The 15,640-nt window shown below is 73.5% G+C and carries 14 protein-coding genes; 11 read left to right on the plus strand and 3 right to left on the minus strand.

Going from position 1 to position 15,640, the window contains the following annotated elements:
* Positions 1-50: 50 nt before the first annotated feature.
* A complete protein-coding gene (locus tag AB0K92_RS03760; protein WP_365919061.1) occupies positions 51-1,415 on the minus strand; it encodes an aspartate aminotransferase family protein in 1,365 nt (454 codons plus the stop codon).
* 187 nt (positions 1,416-1,602) lie between these two features.
* On the opposite strand from AB0K92_RS03760, the gene AB0K92_RS03765 reads away from it, so the two are divergent.
* The 3 genes from AB0K92_RS03765 to AB0K92_RS03775 all read left to right on the plus strand — a co-directional run bounded on the left by AB0K92_RS03765 (position 1,603) and on the right by AB0K92_RS03775 (position 5,119).
* Positions 1,603-2,238 carry a type 1 glutamine amidotransferase family protein gene (locus tag AB0K92_RS03765; protein ID WP_365919063.1) on the plus strand — a complete coding sequence of 212 codons (636 nt, stop codon included), beginning with the start codon at positions 1,603-1,605 and terminating at the stop codon, positions 2,236-2,238.
* A complete protein-coding gene (locus AB0K92_RS03770; protein WP_365919065.1) occupies positions 2,235-2,702 on the plus strand; it encodes a helix-turn-helix domain-containing protein in 468 nt (155 codons plus the stop codon). The genes AB0K92_RS03765 and AB0K92_RS03770 overlap by 4 nt, the downstream gene beginning before the upstream one ends.
* A 74-nt stretch (positions 2,703-2,776) precedes the next feature.
* Positions 2,777-5,119 (plus strand): serine/threonine-protein kinase, encoded by a 2,343-nt coding sequence (locus AB0K92_RS03775; RefSeq protein ID WP_365919399.1) that lies wholly within the window; start codon positions 2,777-2,779, stop codon positions 5,117-5,119.
* Between the two features lie 24 nt (positions 5,120-5,143).
* Here the strand turns inward: AB0K92_RS03775 and AB0K92_RS03780 are convergent, their stop codons facing one another.
* Positions 5,144-5,890, minus strand: a complete 747-nt coding sequence (locus AB0K92_RS03780) for an SLATT domain-containing protein (protein ID WP_365919067.1) — start codon at positions 5,888-5,890, stop codon at positions 5,144-5,146.
* 282 nt (positions 5,891-6,172) lie between these two features.
* Between AB0K92_RS03780 and AB0K92_RS03785 the strand changes: the two genes are divergently transcribed.
* The 7 genes from AB0K92_RS03785 to AB0K92_RS03815 all read left to right on the plus strand — a co-directional run bounded on the left by AB0K92_RS03785 (position 6,173) and on the right by AB0K92_RS03815 (position 12,731).
* On the plus strand, positions 6,173-6,514 hold the full coding sequence (locus tag AB0K92_RS03785; RefSeq protein ID WP_166000830.1) for a YbaB/EbfC family nucleoid-associated protein: 342 nt from the start codon (positions 6,173-6,175) through the stop codon (positions 6,512-6,514).
* An 88-nt stretch (positions 6,515-6,602) separates the two neighbouring features.
* Positions 6,603-7,202 (plus strand): recombination mediator RecR, encoded by a 600-nt coding sequence (gene recR, locus AB0K92_RS03790; RefSeq protein ID WP_365919069.1) that lies wholly within the window; start codon positions 6,603-6,605, stop codon positions 7,200-7,202.
* Positions 7,195-7,857, plus strand: a complete 663-nt coding sequence (locus tag AB0K92_RS03795) for a DUF5063 domain-containing protein (RefSeq protein WP_365919071.1) — start codon at positions 7,195-7,197, stop codon at positions 7,855-7,857. The genes recR and AB0K92_RS03795 overlap by 8 nt, the downstream gene beginning before the upstream one ends.
* Positions 7,858-8,087: 230 nt before the next feature.
* Positions 8,088-9,365 (plus strand): aspartate kinase, encoded by a 1,278-nt coding sequence (locus tag AB0K92_RS03800; RefSeq protein WP_166000835.1) that lies wholly within the window; start codon positions 8,088-8,090, stop codon positions 9,363-9,365.
* Between the two features lie 79 nt (positions 9,366-9,444).
* Positions 9,445-10,503, plus strand: a complete 1,059-nt coding sequence (locus tag AB0K92_RS03805; RefSeq protein ID WP_365919073.1) for an aspartate-semialdehyde dehydrogenase — start codon at positions 9,445-9,447, stop codon at positions 10,501-10,503.
* Positions 10,504-10,881: 378 nt separating this feature from the next.
* Positions 10,882-11,490, plus strand: coding sequence for a SigE family RNA polymerase sigma factor (locus AB0K92_RS03810; RefSeq protein WP_166000839.1), 609 nt, complete (start codon positions 10,882-10,884; stop codon positions 11,488-11,490).
* 182 nt (positions 11,491-11,672) lie between these two features.
* Positions 11,673-12,731 carry a hypothetical protein gene (locus tag AB0K92_RS03815; protein ID WP_365919075.1) on the plus strand — a complete coding sequence of 353 codons (1,059 nt, stop codon included), beginning with the start codon at positions 11,673-11,675 and terminating at the stop codon, positions 12,729-12,731.
* 141 nt (positions 12,732-12,872) lie between these two features.
* On the opposite strand, the gene AB0K92_RS03820 is transcribed toward AB0K92_RS03815, so the two are convergent.
* Positions 12,873-13,691 carry an SURF1 family protein gene (locus AB0K92_RS03820; protein ID WP_365919077.1) on the minus strand — a complete coding sequence of 273 codons (819 nt, stop codon included), beginning with the start codon at positions 13,689-13,691 and terminating at the stop codon, positions 12,873-12,875.
* A gap of 112 nt (positions 13,692-13,803) precedes the next feature.
* Here AB0K92_RS03820 and AB0K92_RS03825 point away from each other — a divergent pair, with 112 nt between their 5' ends.
* Positions 13,804-15,630 carry a prolyl oligopeptidase family serine peptidase gene (locus AB0K92_RS03825; RefSeq protein WP_365919079.1) on the plus strand — a complete coding sequence of 609 codons (1,827 nt, stop codon included), beginning with the start codon at positions 13,804-13,806 and terminating at the stop codon, positions 15,628-15,630.
* Positions 15,631-15,640: the final 10 nt, after the last annotated feature.

A 15,640-nucleotide genomic window follows, 5' to 3' on the forward strand; every position in this document is an offset into this window, starting at 1 on the left:
TTACGCGCTCCCCCCACCGGGGGTAACGGGTCACGCGGCCACCGGGCCGCCTACTCGGTCACGTACTCGTCGGCCACCGCGAGCGCCGCGTCCAGCGCCGCCAGACCTTCCTTCAGCTCGGCCTCGGTGACGTTGCACGGCGGCACGACATGGGTGCGGTTCATGTTGATGAACGGCCAGATGCCGTGGGCCTTGGCGGCGGCGCCGAACGCGGCCATCGGGGCGTTCGCCTCCCCGGCCGCGTTGTACGGCACGAGCGGCTCGCGGGTCTCCCGGTTCTTCACCAGCTCCAGCGCCCAGAACATGCCGACGCCGCGCACCTCGCCCACGCTCGGGTGCCGAGCGGCCAGCTCCCGCAGCCCCGGCTCCACGACCTCGGCGCCGAGCCGCGCCGCGTGCTCGACCACGCCCTCCTCCGCCATCACGTTGATCGTGGCGACGGCGGCGGCGCAGGCGAGGGGGTGCCCGGAGTAGGTGAGCCCGCCCGGGTAGGGGCGCTTGGCGAAGGTCTCCGCGATGGCGCCGGAGATCGCGACGCCGCCCAGCGGGACGTAGCCGCTGTTCACGCCCTTGGCGAAGGTCATCAGGTCGGGGGTGACGCCGAACAGGTCGGCGGCGAACCACTCACCGGTGCGCCCGAAGCCCGCCATGACCTCGTCGAGGACGAGGACGATGCCGTACTTGTCGCAGATCTCGCGCACCCCGGCGAGGTAGCCGGGCGGCGGCACCATGATCCCGGCCGTGCCCGGGATGGTCTCCAGGACGATCGCGGCGATCGTCTGCGGCCCCTCGAAGGCGATCGTCGTCTCCAGGTGCTCCAGCGCCCGCGCGCACTCCTGCTCCTCGGTCTCGGCGTAGAACCGGGAGCGGTAGAGGAAGGGCGCCCAGAAGTGCACGACCCCGGCGGTCGCGCTGTCGCTGGCCCAGCGGCGCGGGTCGCCGGTGACGTTGACCGCCTGCTGGGTGCCGCCGTGGTACGAGCGGTAGGCGGAGAGCACCTTGGGCCGGCCGGTGTGCAGCCGGGCCATGCGCACCGCGTGCTCGACGGCGTCGGCACCGCCGTTGGTGAAGAAGATCTTGTCCAGGTCGCCGGGGGTGCGCTCGGCGATCAGCCGGGCGGCCTCCGAGCGCGCCTCGACGGCGAACGCGGGCGCGAAGGTGGTCATCTTCGCCGCCTGCTCCTGGATCGCGGCGACGACCTTGGGGTGCTGGTAGCCGATGTTCGTGTAGACGAGGCCGCTGGTGAAGTCCAGGTAGCGCTTGCCGTCGTAGTCCCAGAAGTACGACCCCTCGGCGCCGGCGACGGCGAGCGGGTCGATGAGCTCCTGCGCGGACCAGGAGTGGAAGACGTGCGCGCGGTCCGCGGCCTTCACGGCGGCGCCGGCCCGGGCGTCGGGAACGGGATGAGGGGTCATGCGGCCGAGCGTAGATGTCCGCCGTGCGGACGCGGTATCGGCGTCCTGTCTGTGGTCACGGCCTTTCCGCGACAGGTTGTCGACGGAGGACGGGCCCCGGCACCCTCGATCTATTGACAGCAAGCTGTCGAAATGACAGCCTGCTGTCATAGGGAATCCCGTACGGGATCCCACCGGAGGAGGAGCCATGAGCACGGACACCACGGGCACCGGCACCACGCACCGCAAGCCCGTCCACCTCGCCGTCTACGACACCCTCGCCGACTGGGAGCCCGGCCACGCCACCGCCCACCTCGCCCGCGCGGGCCACGAGGTCCGCACGGTCGGCCCCACCACGGACCCCGTGCGCACCCTCGGCGGCCTGCGCGTCCGGCCCGACCTCGCCCTGGCCGGCCTGCGGCCCGAGGACAGCGCGCTGCTGATCCTGCCGGGCGCCGACCTGTGGGACACGGGCGACGACCTCGCGCCCTTCGCCCGCACGGCCCGCGAGTTCCTCGCCGCGGGCGTCCCCGTCGCCGCCATCTGCGGCGCCACCGCCGGACTCGCCCGCGAGGGCCTGCTCGACGACCGCGCCCACACCAGCGCCGTCTCCTTCTACCTGGCCGCCACCGGCTACCGGGGCGGCGAGCGGTACGTCGACGCCGACGCGGTCACCGACCGGGGACTGATCACCGCCGGCCCCACCGAGCCGGTCGCCTTCGCCCGCGAGATCCTGGGCCTGCTCGGGGTGTACGAGGGCGAGGTGCTGGACGCCTGGTACCGCCTCTTCCACGACTCCGACACCGAGGCGTACGCCGTCCTGGAGAAGGCGGGGGCGCTGTGAGCCGCGCGCGCCAGGACCTGTTCAGCCGGAGCGCGATCGGCGTGTTCCGGCTGAACGGCCAGTTCCTCACCGTCGCCGAGGAACTGGCCCGGCCCGCCGGGCTGACCGCGGCGTGGTGGCAGGTGCTGGGCGCGGTGCTGCGCGAACCGCTGCCCGTGGCCGGCGTCGCCCGCGCCATGGGCATCACCCGGCAGAGTGTCCAGCGCATCGCCGACCTGCTGGTCGAACGGGGCCTCGCCGAGTACCGCCCCAACCCGGCCCACCGCCGCGCCAAACTCCTCGCCCCCACCGGGGAGGGCCGCGCCGCGATCGCCCGCATCGACCCCGGGCACGCCGCCTACGCCGACCGGCTCGCCGACGCCCTGGGCGAGGCGGGACTCGCCGCCGCCGTCGAGGCACTGGAACTGCTGTCGAAGGCGCTGGACGAACTGGGGCCGCCGGCCGCGCCTGTTACGGAACCGTAGAGGGCACGGCGTACGACTCCCCGCACGGCCGCACTATCCTCGGCCTGTTGCTCACCTGGGGGGAGGCGGTGGGGATGGAGAGGCTGGAGCCCGGGGACCCGCGGCACGTCGGCGCGTACCGGCTGCTGGGGCGGCTCGGTGCCGGGGGAATGGGGCAGGTCTACCTGGCCCGGTCGGACCGGGGACGGACCGCCGCCGTGAAGCTGGTCCGCGAGGAGCTGGCCGCGCGCGAGGAGTTCCGGGCGCGGTTCCGGCAGGAGGTGCGGGCCGCGCGGCGGGTCGGCGGTCACTGGACGGCACCCGTCCTCGACGCCGACACCGAGGCCGCCGTGCCGTGGGTCGCCACCGGGTACGTCGCCGGACCCAGCCTCCAGCGGGTCGTCGGCCACGACCACGGGCCGCTGCCCGAGCGCTCGGTCCGCGTCCTCGCGGCCGGACTCGCCCACGCGCTGAAGGACATCCACGCCGCCGGGATCGTCCACCGCGACCTCAAGCCGTCGAACGTCCTCGTGACCATCGACGGCCCCCGCGTCATCGACTTCGGCATCGCCCGCGCGCTGGAGACCGTCACCGAGGCGGGACTGACCAGCACCGGCGTCCTCGTGGGCTCGCCCGGCTTCATGGCCCCGGAGCAGGTGCGCGGCGAGGCCATCACGCCCGCCTGCGACATCTTCTGCCTCGGCTCGGTCCTCGTCCACGCGGCCACCGGCGCCCTCCCCTTCGGCAGCGCCGACAGCGGCATACCCGCCCTGATGTTCCGCATCGCCCAGGAGGAACCGAACCTGGACGGGGTCCCCGAGGGCATCGCCGACCTCGTCCGCGCCTGCCTCCGCAAGGACCCCGCGGCCCGACCCACCCTCGACGACATCCTCGACCACACCGGCGCGGAACACACCGTCACCGCCGGCCGCACCCTCGACCCCTGGCTCCCCAGCCCCCTGGTCGCCCAGCTGGGCCGCCACGCGGTCCGACTCCTGGAGACGGAGAACCCGGAGGGGACCACGCCCGGCACGGGAGTCCCGGCCGCTCAGGCACCCGGCGGGGCCGGGGGACAGGCCGGGGCCCGTGGTGGGACGGGCGGTGCTGCCGGATCTGCCGCACCTGCCGCACCTGCCGCACCTGCCGCACCTGCTGGGGGTGCCGTACCCGCCGCACCTGCCGGGGGTGCCGTACCCGCCGCGCCCACCTCGCCGGCCGGGGGTGGCGTACCAGCCGCGCCCACCGCGCCCACCACGCTTACCGGGACCGGCGGGCCCGGCGCCCAGGACGGTTCCGCCGCACCCGCCGCCGCAGGCGGACCGGCTCGTTCTGGGGCACCGGGCACACCCGGCGGATCCGGCCCTCACGCACCGGGCGCCCCCGGTGCGACCCACACCCCCGGAACCTCCGGCACCCCTGGCACCCCGACGGCGCCGACGGCAGACGCCTCGGGCGGCCCCGTGCCGCCGGACCACTTCCCCAGGCTCACCGCGGGCCACCCCGCGGCCCCGGCCACGCCACCGCCCGCGCACCCGGCCGCCCCCGCCGCACCGCCCACACCCCCGGCCCACGGCGCCCACCCCACCTCACCGGCCCCCGCCGCCGCCCCACTGCCCCCGGGCACCCCGCCTCACCAGCCGTACGGCTATCCCCACCCGCCGTCGGGCACCCCGCAGCACGCCTACGGCGGGTCCGTCCCGCAGGGATACGGACACCCCCCGCAGGGATACGGACACCCCCCGCAGGATGCGGGCCAGGGCTACCCGCCGCCGCCGTACGGCGTGCAGCCCGCGTCCGCCGCCGGGCCGTACGGCGGAGGCGGCCAGGCTCCGCCACCGGCCGCCGCCGCCCCGCACCCGGCGCCGCCGCCCCGCAGGAACGGGAAGGCCACCGCGCTGCTCGTCGCCGTGGCCGTGGTGGTCGCGCTGGCGGCGGGCGGGACGGTGTACGCGCTGATGAACGGCGGGGGAGACACGAAGGCCTCCCCGTCGCCGAGCCCCACCTCGTCCGCCGAGCCGACCGGCGGCGAACCCACCGGCTCCGGCCGGCCCACGCCCTCCCCGTCACCGTCGGTGTCCGCCTCCGCCCGGGAGGACGGCGCGGTCCCGGCCGCGTACCTGGGCACCTGGGCCACGACGATCGAGAACGCGGACGGGACCCACACCCGCCGGCTGACCATCCAGCAGGGCGAGCCGGGCGACACGGTCATGTCGCTCACCGCGGACGGCGCCGACTACCACTGCGTGTTCGAGGCGGAGCTGACCGCCGCGCCGGCCGGTCAGGGGCCGCTGCGGATCGGGCCGTCCACGGTGACGGTCGGCGAACCGCGCTCCTCGTGCAGCCCCGGCGAGGCCACCGAGATCACCCTGCTGTCCCAGGACACGCTCCAGCGCCTGAACACGAGCACGGGGGAGAAACTGACGTACACCCGCCAGTGAGGACGCCGGCCGCGCGGGGACGGCTCAGCGCGGCTCGGGCGGACGCTGGCGGGGCATGTTCGGCCGGGCCGGTCCGGGCGGCAGCGGAAACCGGCTGTGGGTGCCCGTCTGGTCCACGCGCGGCCCGGACGCGACCGCCGCCTGGATGCCCAGCGGCGCAGAGCCGGTGCGGAACTCCACCATCCAGTCGGCGGTCTCGGTGCGCACCAGCTCGGTGACGTCCTCACAGAACCGCCGCAGCACCCCCAGGCACCGCTCCGCCGCCTCGCTCGCCGTCCCCTCCGCCGGGCCCAGCACCTCCCGCACGCTCTCCGACGCCCAGTCGAACTGCAGGGCCTGCAGTCTGCGCTGCACGGCCTGCGCGGTCGCCACGTCCCTCATCCACCCCGAGGTCACCCCGAAGAACCGGTCCACGCCCACGCACGCCACGGACATCAGCAGCGCCAGATACCCCCAGGGGGCGACCCCGCCGATCACCCCGGTCAGATCCAGCAGCGGCAGCGAGGCCCCCGCCACCGCGCCCGCCGCCGCGCCGGTGCGCAGCGTCCGCGCCCCGCGCCGCTTCCACACCCGGTCGGCGAGATACCAGGCAGCCGTGTCGAGTGCGCCGCGCTCCACCCACCGGTACAGCTCGTCCAGGCGCTGCGCGGGCTCCGCCCAGTCCCCGAGCGGAAACGCCCGCCCGGCCAGGTCGCCCGGCCGCAGCCCGGCCGCCCCCTCGCCGCGCCCGTCCTGAGGCGGACCCTCGGGCTGCATCTCCGGCTGACCCACCCGGCACTCCCTACTGACTCTGCGCACTGACCTGCGCACCGACTCTGCGTGACGCCTGACGCTGATGACGGAAGCTGACGACGGTTGCTGACGTGCCGGACCCTTCCTACCGCCCAATGGGTGGCGAGAGAGACCCTTTCATCGCTTTTCCGCCCGGACGGGGGCCTTGATCAGGTATACGCCACGAAGGCAACTCACTCGAAAGAGTGCCGGGGCGACGACCGCGCGGACCACGTAGGCTCGTGGCTGGTGGAGTAAGCCATACGAAAACAGGAGCTGATCGTGATTCCCGGTGGTGGCCAGCCCAACATGCAGCAGCTGCTCCAGCAGGCCCAGAAGATGCAGCAGGACCTGGCCCGCGCCCAGGAGGAGCTGGCGAACACGGAGGTCGACGGGCAGGCGGGTGGCGGCCTGGTGAAGGCCACGGTGACCGGCGCCGGTGAACTGCGCGGCCTGGTCATCGACCCGAAGGCGGTGGACCCGGAGGACACCGAGACCCTCGCCGATTTGATCGTCGCGGCCGTCCACGCGGCCAACGAGAACGCGCAGACCCTGCAGCAGCAGAAGCTCGGCCCGCTCGCCCAGGGCCTGGGCGGCGGCGGCATCCCGGGCCTGCCCTTCTGACGTCCCGCTCTCCGGCCCTGCCTTACGAAGCCGGGGACGGGGCATCTACCGTACGTAGTGAAGGCACCCGAGGAAGGACGGCAGTCCGTTGTACGAAGGCGTGGTCCAGGACCTCATCGACGAGCTGGGTCGGCTGCCCGGCGTGGGTCCCAAGAGCGCCCAGCGGATCGCGTTCCACGTCCTCCAGGCGGAGCCGACGGACGTCCGCCGCCTCGCCCAGGCGCTGCTGGAGGTGAAGGCGAAGGTCCGCTTCTGCGCGGTGTGCGGCAACGTCGCGCAGGAGGAACAGTGCGGTATCTGCCGCGATCAGCGCCGCGACCCCTCGGTGATCTGCGTCGTCGAGGAACCCAAGGACGTCGTGGCCATCGAGCGCACCCGCGAGTTCCGCGGTCGCTACCACGTGCTGGGCGGGGCGATCAGCCCCATCGAGGGTGTCGGCCCCGACGACCTGCGTATACGGGAACTTCTCGCGCGGTTGGCCGACGGGACGGTCACGGAGCTGATCCTGGCCACCGACCCGAACCTGGAGGGTGAGGCCACGGCCACGTACCTCGCCCGCATGATCAAGCCCATGGGCCTCAAGGTCACCCGCCTGGCCAGCGGCCTCCCGGTGGGTGGCGACCTGGAATACGCGGACGAGGTGACCCTCGGCCGCGCCTTCGAGGGGAGACGACTCCTAGATGTCTGACGCCACGCTGCACTCCACGACGCAGGACCCGGACGACTTCGCGGTCCAGATCGCGGACCAGATCGAAAGTTTCCTGGTGGCCGTCACGGAGGTCGCGAAGGGCGACGAACCGGACTCGGCGGTCCCCTTCCTCCTCCTGGAGGTCTCCCAGCTGCTGCTCGCCGGCGGCCGCCTCGGCGCGCACGAGGACATCGTCCCCGACGAGCGCTACGAGCCCGACCCGGGCCCGGAGCCGGACGTGGACGAACTGCGCGAGAACCTGGCCCGCCTGCTGGAGCCGATCGACGTCTACTCCGAGGTCTTCGACCCCTACGAGCCGCGCAAGGCCCCGGTCCCGGCCCGGATCTCCGACGACCTCACGGACGTCATCACCGACCTGCGCCACGGCATGGCCCACTACCGCGCGGGCCGCACCACGGAGGCCCTGTGGTGGTGGCAGTTCTCCTACTTCTCCAACTGGGGCGCGACGGCCTCCGCGACCCTGCGGGCCCTGCAGTCCGTGGTCGCCCACGTCCGCCTGAACCAGCCCCTGGAGGAACTGGACGGCCTGGACACCGACCAGGGCATCGGCGACGACACCCTGGAGATCGAGGCGGGCAAGGTCATGGAGCGGGAGATCCTGGGCCCGCTGGGTCTGGGGCCCGCCAGGAGCTAGGGGACACCCTCCCGGCCGCTCGCCCGCCGGGCCCCTCGGCGCGAGTGACACAGGGCACATTCCCGCGTGGCGGCGAAGCCCCCTGGGCAGGAGCCTCCTGGTCACGGGCGGCCGGGGACATCTCACGATGCGATACCGCAGGGGTGGAATTCGGACGCTCGATAGACTGAGCCGACCCGCAGTACACCGTCGTATGTGCGGAAAGAACACACATCGAGCGAGGAGCGCACGTGGGCCTTGTCGTGCAGAAGTACGGAGGCTCCTCCGTAGCCGATGCCGAAGGCATCAAGCGCGTCGCCAAGCGGATCGTGGAAGCCAAGAAGAACGGCCACCAGGTGGTGGCCGTGGTTTCCGCGATGGGCGACACGACGGACGAGCTGATCGATCTCGCCGAGCAGGTTTCCCCGATCCCTGCCGGGCGCGAGCTCGACATGCTGCTGACCGCCGGAGAGCGGATCTCCATGGCCCTGCTGGCGATGGCGATCAAAAACCTGGGTCACTCCGCCCAGAGCTTCACCGGAAGCCAGGCAGGTGTCATCACCGACTCGGTCCACAACAAAGCGCGGATCATCGATGTCACGCCGGGCCGTATCCGGGACTCGCTGGACGAGGGCAACATCGCCATCGTCGCCGGGTTCCAGGGCGTCAGCCAGGACACCAAGGACATCACCACCCTCGGCCGCGGCGGTTCCGACACCACGGCCGTCGCGCTCGCCGCGGCGCTCGACGCCGAGGTGTGCGAGATCTACACCGACGTCGACGGCGTGTTCACCGCCGACCCGCGGGTGGTGAAGAAGGCCCGGAAGATCGACTGGATCTCGTTCGAGGACATGCTCGAGCTGGCCTCGTCAGGGTCGAAGGTGCTGCTCCACCGGTGTGTGGAGTACGCCCGTCGTTACAACATCCCGATCCACGTCCGGTCCAGCTTCAGCGGACTGCAGGGCACGTGGGTCAGCAGCGAGCCGATCAACCAAGGGGACAAGCAGGTGGAGCAGGCCATCATCTCCGGTGTCGCGCACGACACCTCCGAGGCCAAGATCACGGTCGTCGGCGTGCCCGACAAGCCGGGTGAGGCCGCCGCCATCTTCCGCACGATCGCCGATGCCGAGATCAACATCGACATGGTCGTGCAGAACGTGTCCGCCGCGTCGACCGGCCTGACGGACATCTCCTTCACGCTCCCGAAGACCGAGGGCCGCAAGGCCATGGACGCGCTGGAGAAGAACCGCTCCGGCATCGGCTTCGACTCGCTGCGCTACGACGACCAGATCGGCAAGATCTCCCTGGTCGGCGCGGGGATGAAGACCAACCCGGGCGTGACGGCCGCGTTCTTCGAGGCGCTCAGCGACGCGGGCGTGAACATCGAGCTGATCTCGACCTCCGAGATCCGCATCTCGGTGGTCACCCGCAAGGACGACGTGCCCGAGGCCGTCCGCGCCGTGCACACCGCCTTCGGACTGGACTCGGACAGCGACGAGGCCGTCGTCTACGGAGGCACCGGACGATGACGAGGTCCTGGCGTCACCTTTCCGCCGTCCGCCCGGAGGGTGGGCCGCGCGACGCCTGGCACGCGCGGCAGGCGGAGAGGTGACGCCAGGACCCGGGCCGGCGCTCGCGGTCGTGGGAGCGACCGGGGTCGTCGGTGAGGTCATGCTCCGGATCCTGTCCCAGCACGCGGACATCTGGGGCGAGATCCGACTCGTCGCCTCGCCGCGCTCGGCCGGCCGCAAGCTGGCCGTGCGCGGCGTGGAGGTCGAGGTCGTGGCCCTGTCGGAGGAGGCCTTCGACGGGGTCGACATCGCCATGTTCGACGTACCGGACGAGGTCTCCGCGCGGTGGGCGCCGATCGCCGCGGCCAAGGGCGTGGTCGTCGTCGACGACTCCGCCGTCTTCCGGATGGACCCGGAGGTGCCGCTGGTGGTCCCCGAGGTCAACCCGCACGCGGTGCGCGTCCGGCCGCGCGGGATCGTGGCCGGCCCGCACTGCACCACCCTCTCCATGATCGTCGCGCTGGGCGCGCTGCACGCCGAGTTCGGGCTGCGCGAGCTGACCGTGTCGTCGTACCAGGCGGTCAGCGGGGCCGGCCGGGCCGGGGTGCGGGCGCTGCGCGAGCAGCTGCAGCTGGTGGCCGGCACGGAGCTGGGCACCGGGCCCGGCGACTTGCGCCGCGCGGTCGGCGACCGGACCGGGCCGTTCCCGGAGCCGGTGGCGCTGAACGTGGTGCCATGGGCGGGCGAGCCGCGCGCGGACGGCTGGTCCTCCGAGGAGATGGCCCTGCGCGACGAGACCCGCAAGATCCTCGGGCTGCCGCGGCTGCCGGTCGCGGTGACCTGTGTGCGGGTGCCGGTGGTCACCGGCCACGCGCTCACCGTCCACGCGGGCTTCGAGAACGAGGTCACCGTCGACCGGGCCCGCGAGATCCTGGCCACCGCGCCGGGCGTGGTCCTCTACGACAACCCGGCCACCGGGGAGTTCCCGACGCCCGCCGACGTGGTGGGCACCGATCCGACCTGGGTCGGCCGGGTGCGCCGGGCGCTGGACGACCCGACGGCGCTGGAGCTGTTCGTCTGCGCGGACAACCTGCGCAAGGGCGCCGCGCTGAACACCGCGCAGATCGCCGAACTGGTGGCGGCCGAGTTTTCGTGAGAGCTTCCGCTCACGGAAAATCTCGCGGCGGTGACGTGAACTGTTTGTAGGATCAACGTAAGAGAATTCCTCCCCGTCTTCCGCAACCACGCGGAGGGCGGGGAGCGTCTATGCGGTCACCCTTCCGGGGTGTGGGGACGCCGCGGACGAGGCGTGGGGACGCGTCGTTCGCATGGAACATAGGGGAAGAGCGGGACGCATGAGGGCATTCGGGGCACCATCGGCTGTGCTGCCTGGCGCGAGAGCGAACGTGACGCTCGGCACGTACAACCCTCACGGGGGTGAACACGTCCAACTGGCGTGGCAGAGGTTCTCGACTTTCCCGCGGCGACGCGCGGCACGGCCCTCCGGCCGGCCCGTCGGCCGCAGCGCACCCGCATGCCCGGCGCGTCCGGCGGCATGCCGGTGATCGCGCCCATGCCCGCAGCGCGGCCCGCCCGCATACCCAGCCAGCGTGACGGCGCCGAACACACCGACGAGACGGTGGCCACCGGCACCACCGTCGACCATCTGACCGAGACCTATCGCGCGCACTACCGCTCGCTGCTGGGACTCGCCGCCCTTCTGCTCGACGACACCGCCTCCTGCGAGGACGTGGTCCAGGAGGCGTTCATCCGCGTCCACTCCGCGCGCAAGCGCGTGCGCGACCCGGAGAAGACGCTCGCCTACCTGCGGCAGACGGTCGTCAACCTGTCCCGCTCGACCCTGCGCCGCCGCATCCTCGGCCTGAAGCTGCTCTCCAAGCCGATGCCGGACATGGCGAGCGCGGAGGAGGGCGCGTACGACCAGCTGGAGCGCCGCGACCTCATCAAGGCGATGAAGGGCCTGCAGCGCCGCCAGCGCGAGGTCCTGGTGCTGCGCTACTTCGCGGACATGACCGAGGCGCAGGTCGCCGAGACCCTCGGCATATCGCTCGGCTCGGTGAAGGCGTACGGCTCCCGCGGCATCGCGGCCCTCCGCGTGGCCATGGAGGCGACGCCGGCATGACGGGCCCCGAGGAACGGGGACGCCCGGAGCCGGGCGTCCCGCACGAACCGTACGAATCGCGTGACCCGACCGAGGCGGCGGCCGGGACGGACCGGACGCCCGACGCGGCGTCGGAGGCGACGCCCGGCACCGCCGCAGCGCATCAGCAAGAGCCTGACCAACCGCACGCTGGGAACGGAACTGTGAACCACGGCCCCGACGACCAGGGCCCCGACGGGCTCGACTCGGACGAGCTGGCACTGCGCAGGCTGCTGCACGGCGCGGTGGACGACATCGAGCCGCGCGACGGCACGCTGGAGCACCTGCGGCGGGCGGTGCCCGCCCGGCGGGCGCGCAAGCGGCAGGCCGTCGTCGGCATGGCCGCCGCCGCGCTGTTCGCCGGCACCGCCGTACCGGCTCTGGTACACGTCTCCAACGCCACCGGAAGCGACGCCAACCCCTCCATCGCCGGCCACGGCTCCCAGGCCCAGGGCGGCACCAGCGAGGGCAAGAGCACCGAGGGCACGGGCGAGAAGCCCGGCGGCGCCTCCGGCACGGTCGAGGAGAAGGACAAGGACGGCAAGAAGGAGCACGACAAGGGCAAGGGCGGCTCCGGCGGCAGCGGCTCCGGCGACAGCGCCGACCCCGCCGCGCCCAGCTCCGAGGCCGGCGCCGCGTGCACCGCCGGCCAGCTCAGCGCCACGGGCTCGGTCGACGCCCCCGGCTCCACGGGGACGGTCTACGGCACCTTCCGCATCACGAACATCTCCGGCGGCAGCTGCACCGTCAGCGGCCCCGGCACGCTGGTGCCGCTGGCCCAGGGCGCGGCCGACCCGGCGAAGATCGGCCAGGCCCGCCATGCCGCCGGCGACCCGGCGTTCGGCCTGCCCGACCCCTCCCTGGAGGTGGGGCAGCTGGTCCTGTTGCCCGGCGCGGCGTACGAGGTGAAGTTCGCCTGGGTGCCGTCCGAGCCCTGCCCCACGGGCAACGGCGACAACGGCGGCACCGACAACGGCGGCGGGACCGGCGGCCCCGAGCCGACCCCCGACCCGACGCCCACCGAGACGCCCGGCACCACCCCGGAGGGCACCTCCACGGGCGGCGACACCGGGACGACCACCCAGCTGGTGACGGAGGACGGCGTGGCCGGCGGCAGCGTCGCCGTGTCCTACACCGCCGACGCGGGCGCGTCGACCGGCGCGACGGTGACGAACGCGTGTGCGGGGACCGTGTACTACACCGGACTGCTGCCGGCGTCCTGAGACCGGCCCCCGCGGGGGCCGGCCGGCGCGGACGCGCGGACGCCGGAGGGCCGCGCGGACGCCGGTGGGCCGCCCGGACGCCGGTAGACCGCGCGGCCGTCGGTGGGTCGCCCGCCGTCGGTGGGCCGGGCCGCCGGTGGGCTAGACGCCGGTGGGGGTGGAGGCGCCGCTGGGCGTCCCGCTCGCGGCGTGCTCCCCGTCGTCCGGCAGCAGGCCCAGCTCCGCGTCGCGGGCGGACTCGATCTCGCGGCGCAGCAGCCGGAACCACATGAAGACGACGAAGCCGGCGAAGACGAACCACTCGCCGGTGTAGCCGAGGTTCTGGAAGGCCTTCAGGTCGAGACCGGTGTCGGGGGTGGCCGCCGCGGGCACCGCCCGCATCCCGGAGTCGCCCTCGTTGAGGGTGACCCAGGCGTTATGGACGTCGTACGGCACCAGGTTGACCAGCGAGGCCGCGCTGATCGCGGCGGTCTGCCCGGCCGGCAGGCCACCGGCCGCGCTGACCCCGTTCTCGCCGGGGTTCTCGGACGCCTGGAGCGCCCCCGTGACGGTGACCTGCCCGGACGGCGGGGCGGGCGCCTTCGCCCGGTCGGCGGCGCCCGGCAGCCAGCCCCGCACCACCGGCAGCGCCTTGCCGTCGCCGGTGCGCAGCAGCGTCAGCACGTAGAAGCCGCGCTTGCCGTCCAGCTCCCGGCCGGGGACCAGCAGCTGCGCCCCGTAGGTGCCGGTCGCCGTGGTCTGCCGGCCCGCGGTCGCCTTGTTCACCGGCAGCAGCTCGGCCAGCGGGCGGGGCGCCTCCCGCCGGCTCTGCGCGGCCTGCTCGCTCGCGCCGCGATGGCTGTCGACGCGGTCCTCGAACCGGCCCAGCTGCCAGGACCCCATGAACACGCAGAAGGGGATGGCGAGCAGCACGAAGACGTTGATGCCCCACCAGCGGGGCGTCAGCAGAAACCGGTACACGCCCCCAACGGTACGGGGCGGCGGCACGGGCCCGCCGTGCGGGTCCGGGAAGTTTTCCACAGGCTGGGGGCCTCGTCAGCGGAATGTCGGCGGAGGCGGGCAGTATGGGGTCATGACTGAGAGCAACGGGGTCGCCGCGCCGCAGCGGACCGAGGACATGCCGGACTGGGAGAAGCGCTTCCGGGCGCCGCGGGTGTCACTGCCCGACTGGGCGCTGGACGCGCCGGACCGCTCCCTGTTCGTGTCGAACGCGACGGGGACGTACGAGCTGTACGCGTGGGACCGCGCGACCGGCGAGCAGCGCCAGGTCACCGACCGGCCGAACGGCACGACGGACGGGGTGCTCTCCCCGGACGGCGCCTGGATCTGGTGGTTCGACGACAAGGACGGCGACGAGTTCGGCGTCTGGCGCCGGCAGCCCTTCCAGGGCGGCGAGGACGAGCTGGCGGTCCCCGGCCTCGACCCCTCCTACCCGGCGGGCCTGGCCCTCGGCCGCGACGGCCGTACGGCGGTGGTCGGCCGCTCCACCGACGAGGACGGCACCACGATCCACCTGGCCCGCGAGGGCGAGGCCCCGGTGGAGATCTACCGGCACCGCGAGTCCGCGGGCGTCGGCGACCTCTCGCACGACGGCACGCTGATCGCCGTCGAGCACACCGAGCACGGCGACGCCATGCACGCGGCGCTGCGCGTGCTGCGCACCGACGGCACCACGGTCGCCGAGCTGGACGACACCAAGGACGGCACCCGGGAGCTGGGCCTGGAGGTGCTGGGCTTCGCCCCGGTGGACGGCGACACCCGGCTGCTCATCGGCCACCAGCGCCGCGGCCGCTGGGAGCCGCTGGTGTGGGACGTGGCCACGGGCGAGGAGACCGACCTCGCCCTGGAGCTGCCCGGCGACGTGGGCGCCGAGTGGTTCCCGGACGGCACGGCCCTGCTCGTCTCGCACAGCTACGAGGCCCGCAGCGAGCTGTTCCGCTACGACCTCGCCACCCGCACCCTGGAGAAGATCCCCACCCCGCCCGGCACGGTCTCCGGCGCCACCCCCCGCCCGGACGGCACCGTGGAGTACCTGTGGTCGTCGGCCGCGGAACCGTCCGCGGTGCGCTCCACCCGCGGCGGCGTCGTCCTGGACCCGCCCGGCATGAAGTCGCCGGGCTCCGTCCCCGTCGAGGACGTCTGGGTCGAGGGCCCCGGCGGCCGCATCCACGCCCTGGTGCAGAAGCCGGCCGGCGCGCGCGGCCCCCTCCCCACGGTCTTCGACATCCACGGCGGCCCCACCTGGCACGACAGCGACTCCTTCGCCGCCGGCCCCGCCGCCTGGGTGGACCACGGCTACGCGGTCGTCCGCGTCAACTACCGCGGCTCCACCGGCTACGGCCGCGCCTGGACCGACGCCCTGAAGCACCGGGTCGGCCTGATCGAGCTGGAGGACATCGCGGCGGTCCGCGAGTGGGCGATCTCCTCCGGGCTCGCCGACCCGAGGCGCCTGATCCTCACCGGCGGCTCCTGGGGCGGCTACCTCACCCTCCTCGGCCTCGGCACCCAGCCGGACTTCTGGACCCTCGGCATCGCCGCCGTCCCCGTCGCGGACTACGTCACCGCGTACCACGACGAGATGGAGGCCCTGAAGGCCATGGACCGCACCCTCCTCGGCGGCACCCCCGAGGAGGTCCCCGAGCGCTTCGAGGCGTCCTCCCCGATCACCTACGTCGACCAGGTCAAGGCGCCCGTCTACATCTCCGCCGGCGTCAACGACCCCCGCTGCCCCATCCGGCAGATCGACAACTACGTCAAGCGCCTTCAGGCCCGCGGCGCCGTCCACGAGGTGTACCGCTACGACGCCGGTCACGGCTCCCTGGTGGTGGACGAACGCATCAAGCAGGTCCGCCTGGAACTGGACTTCGCGCAGCGGCACCTGAGCGCGATCACCGACTGACGGTCCAGTG

It is taken from the genome of Streptomyces sp. NPDC052687 (assembly GCF_040678395.1).
Lineage (GTDB): Bacteria > Actinomycetota > Actinomycetes > Streptomycetales > Streptomycetaceae > Streptomyces.

Coding starts and splice junctions, on each gene's coding strand:
- AB0K92_RS03760 (WP_365919061.1), bottom strand. CDS start 1,415: ATGACCCCTCATCCCGTTCCCGACGCCCGGGCCGGCGCCGCCGTGAAG.
- AB0K92_RS03765 (WP_365919063.1), top strand. CDS start 1,603: ATGAGCACGGACACCACGGGCACCGGCACCACGCACCGCAAGCCCGTC.
- AB0K92_RS03775 (WP_365919399.1), top strand. CDS start 2,777: ATGGAGAGGCTGGAGCCCGGGGACCCGCGGCACGTCGGCGCGTACCGG.
- AB0K92_RS03795 (WP_365919071.1), top strand. CDS start 7,195: ATGTCTGACGCCACGCTGCACTCCACGACGCAGGACCCGGACGACTTC.
- AB0K92_RS03810 (WP_166000839.1), top strand. CDS start 10,882: ATGCCCGGCGCGTCCGGCGGCATGCCGGTGATCGCGCCCATGCCCGCA.
- AB0K92_RS03825 (WP_365919079.1), top strand. CDS start 13,804: ATGACTGAGAGCAACGGGGTCGCCGCGCCGCAGCGGACCGAGGACATG.